Source organism: Microcystis sp. M179S2, assembly GCF_020245805.1.
GTDB classification, from domain to species: Bacteria; Cyanobacteriota; Cyanobacteriia; order Cyanobacteriales; family Microcystaceae; genus Microcystis; species Microcystis aeruginosa.
Genome location: NZ_JADBUE010000239.1, coordinates 1 through 3,645 on the forward strand (window position 1 = coordinate 1; position 3,645 = coordinate 3,645).

The following is a 3,645-nucleotide window of genomic DNA, read 5'->3' on the forward strand; positions in this document are numbered from 1 at the left end:
AATTGATCTAGGGATTGCTACCTTTGCTACCCTCTCAACAGGAGAAAAGATAGACGCACCGAAACCGTTAAAGAAACGATTAAAACGACTAAGAAAAGCACAGAAAAACCTTTCTAGAAAACAGAAAGGAAGTAAACGACGGGAAAAAACAAGAAAACGAGTGGCTAAAATCCACGCAAAGATTAAAGACACTCGTACTGATTTCTTGCAGAAACTATCCACTAGAGTTGTTCGTGAAAATCAAACGATAATTTTAGAGGATTTAAACACATCGGGAATGGTTAAAAATCGCAAGTTGTCCCGTGCTATATCAGATTTAGGATGGCGTTCTTTTCGAGATATGCTATCGGCAAAATCTGACAAATATGGGCGTGATTTTCGGATAATTTCCCGATGGGAGCCAACGTCTCAGAGGTGTTCCTGTTGTGGGAATATCGGCGGGAAGAAAGCGTTAAATATCCGTGAGTGGGAATGTCTTTTCTGTGGGACTTTCCATGATCGAGACGTGAACGCCGCAATTAATATCAAGGTCGCCGGTGGGCAATCGGAGACCTCAAAAAACGGACGCAGAGGAAAGTGTAAGACTTCTGTTAAAGAAGCAGCATCCCGTGAAGCGTCAACCCAACCGAAGATCGTTCAATTAAGTTTGTTTGATCTGCTGGTCATCACCGTCCGGCCCCGGCGGTGAGGATGTCAATCTCAAACAGAGACGGGGTGCTTGATTTCCTCTAACAGAGCCAGATATTCCTCCTTAAAATACTTTAGGGTACTTAAAATCGGATTGGGAGCGCTTTGACCAAGACCACAAAGACTGGTTTCTTTGACCATTTGACAGAGATGTTCTAGGTTTTCGAGGTCGTGAATATCGGCCTTTCGAGCGATAATTTTGGCCAATAATTCAAACATTTGTACTGTTCCCGTGCGACAGGGGATACATTTACCACAGGACTCCTCGCGACAGAACTCCATATAGAATTTCGCCACTTCCACCATACTGGTACTATCATCCATGACCACCATCCCCCCAGATCCCATCATCGAACCGAGTTTGGCTAAGGATTCGTAATCTACGGGAGTATCGAGTAAATTAGCGGGAATACAACCCCCAGAGGGGCCGCCGGTTTGTACCGCTTTCACTTGACCATCGGGAACACCACCCCCCATCTCCTCGACAATTTCCCGGAGAGTAATGCCCATCGGCACTTCAATCAGCCCATTATTGCGGATTTTTCCCGTTAAAGCGAAGATTTTTGTGCCTTTACTGCTGGCAGTACCGATATTGGCGTACCAAGCGGCTCCCTCGCGGATAATAGCGGCGATATTAGCGTAGGACTCCACGTTATTAATCAGGGTGGGACAACCATCGAGACCCGATTGGGCCGGATAGGGGGGACGGGTGCGGGGAGTGCCGCGGCCGCCTTCGATGGAATGGATGAGAGCGGTTTCCTCTCCACAGACAAAAGCTCCCGCCCCGATGCGGATATCCACCTTAAAATCGAAAGTGGACTCGAATACTTGGGAACCCATTAAACCGAATTTTTTGGCCTGATTAATCGCTTTTTGCAAACGATCGATCGCCAGAGGATATTCGGCTCTAACATAGATATAACCATGATCCGCCCCCACAGCATAGGCAGCGATCGCCATTCCTTCCAGGACTAAATGGGGGTCACTTTCCAAAACACTACGGTCCATAAACGCCCCGGGGTCGCCTTCATCAGCATTACAGATAACGTATTTTTGTTTACCCGGTTGTTTAGCCACCGTCGCCCATTTTAAACCGGTGGGATAACCCGCACCTCCCCGGCCGCGCAAACCGCTTTTGGTGATTTCCTCCACCACCTGGGCCGGAGTCATCTCGTAGAGGGCCTTGTAGAGAGATTGATAACCCCCGACGGCGATATATTCCTCAATGCGATCGGGATCGATTTTACCGCTATTTTCCCGGACAATTTTGACTTGATGGGAGAAAAAGGGATGTTTTGAGTCCCCTAATTGCACCTCGGTTTTGCCGCCGTTTAAGGCCGCAATAATGCTGGCCGCACTTTCCGGGGTGACTTCTTCGTATAGGAGATCCTGGGGATCCACTTCCACCAACGGACCGCGACCACAAAAACCCATACAACCGACCCCGACCACTTCGACTTTATCCTCTAGGTCTGCTTCTTTGACGGCAGTGGCGAGGTTTTTTTTGATTTGGAGGGAGTTAGCAGCTTGGCAACCGGTGGAAGTGCAACAATGCACCCGGATGCTTTTTTGTCTAGTTTTTTCTTTCTCGGCCACTGCCAATAATTCTTGTAAGTCCATATTCTTCTCAATCCACTAGAGTGAAAAATTACTGGGAGAAACTCTGTAGTTTCGCTAAGACAGTTTCCGAATCTTGTTTAGGGGCCACGACTCCATCGAAGACCACGGCCGGCGCAATCCCACAGGCCCCGATACAACGGGCCGACACTAGGGAAATTTCTCCATCGGCGGTGGTTTCTCCCACTTTGACATCAAAGGTGTTTTCGATGTCTTCGAGGATTTTGCCGCTGCCTTTGACATAACAAGCAGTCCCCATACAGACGATACAGGTGTGTTTTCCCGCCGGTTTCAGGGAAAAGAGATGGTAGAAGGTTGCTACCCCATAGACGCGACTGAGGGGCAGTTTTAGCGCCCGGGCAACGTAGAGGAGAACATCTTCTTCTAGGAATCCAAAGGCTTCTTGGGCTTTGTGCAGGACTTCAATCAGGGCTGATTGATTATATCCTGCCCGCTTCATGGTAATGTCGAGGACTTTGAAGCGTTTATCGCCACTGGGATGCTCTTTTTTCTCCGTTTGACGAGGATTGGCAGTTTGCATAAATCTGAACCAAATAAATTTTAGGGGCGATGACGGGAAAAAGATGGAGAGTTGTCGGTTTTCCTTGCTCATCTCCCTGCTTTTATTCTGACACTGGCTCCGGAGGGCGATCGATAACTTTATCTTTCCTTTAGTTATTGGGGGATAGGGGATTTTTCGGCCTTGTCAAATTGAAAGATGCTCCGAATCAGCCTGGAACTGAAATTACTTTGATAGCAAGGATTGCATTGCATCTTTCCTATAATAGTGTTTAATCAACGAATAGGGCCTTTTATGGCGGGCTTAAGTGGGGAACAAGAGTCGCTCGATTTAGCAGTGGAATATAGCTAGGTAATAGCTGTAGGGCTAATTCATGAATTAGCCCTACAATCAATTATGATGAACCCTGGAAATAGAAAACGGGTTTCTTCGATAAACCCGTTTTCTGCGGGTTTTTTTGCGGGAAGCATCCCCCTCTCCTCGTAGGTTAAAGGGGTAAAGTCATAACAATCTGTTGCCAAAACCGACTTTTCAGAATACAATAGAGAAGAGTAGTCATTCATCACTCAGATTAGTTAAGATGATATTACATGACTAATAATATTGACCATGACCGCTTATTTAAGGAGTTAATCTCCACCTTTTTTGTCGAATTTATTGAGTTATTTTTTCCTCAATTAATCGATTATTTAGATAGGGACTCGATTACTTTTTTAGACAAAGAAGTATTTACCGATGTCACGGAAGGAGAAAGGTATGAAAGCGATTTAGTCGCACAAGTTAAGTTTCGCGGAAAGGAATCTTTTTTTCTGATTCATGTA

Annotated in this window: 3 protein-coding genes and 1 pseudogene; 2 read left to right on the forward strand and 2 right to left on the reverse strand. The window is 46.3% G+C overall.

Features of this window, described 5'->3' with window-relative positions:
- Positions 1-688 (forward strand): RNA-guided endonuclease TnpB family protein (locus tag IM500_RS14860; RefSeq protein WP_287738825.1); only part of this gene is annotated, 688 nt, incomplete at its 5' end.
- 11 nt (positions 689-699) lie between these two features.
- Here the strand turns inward: IM500_RS14860 and nuoF are convergent.
- Positions 700-2,307: an NADH-quinone oxidoreductase subunit NuoF gene (gene nuoF, locus IM500_RS14865; RefSeq protein ID WP_287738827.1), complete on the reverse strand. Its 1,608-nt coding sequence runs from the start codon at positions 2,305-2,307 to the stop codon at positions 700-702.
- A gap of 28 nt (positions 2,308-2,335) precedes the next feature.
- Positions 2,336-2,845, reverse strand: coding sequence for a bidirectional hydrogenase complex protein HoxE (gene hoxE, locus IM500_RS14870; protein WP_193961689.1), 510 nt, complete (start codon positions 2,843-2,845; stop codon positions 2,336-2,338).
- A 569-nt stretch (positions 2,846-3,414) separates the two neighbouring features.
- On the opposite strand from hoxE, the pseudogene IM500_RS14875 reads away from it, so the two are divergent.
- Positions 3,415-3,645 (forward strand): annotated as a pseudogene (locus IM500_RS14875) (flagellar assembly protein H); the annotation flags it as partial.

Bases quoted from the DNA above. Each gene is read 5' to 3' on its own strand.
- nuoF (WP_287738827.1), bottom strand. From the start codon at position 2,307: ATGGACTTACAAGAATTATTGGCAGTGGCCGAGAAAGAAAAAACTAGA.
- hoxE (WP_193961689.1), bottom strand. From the start codon at position 2,845: ATGCAAACTGCCAATCCTCGTCAAACGGAGAAAAAAGAGCATCCCAGT.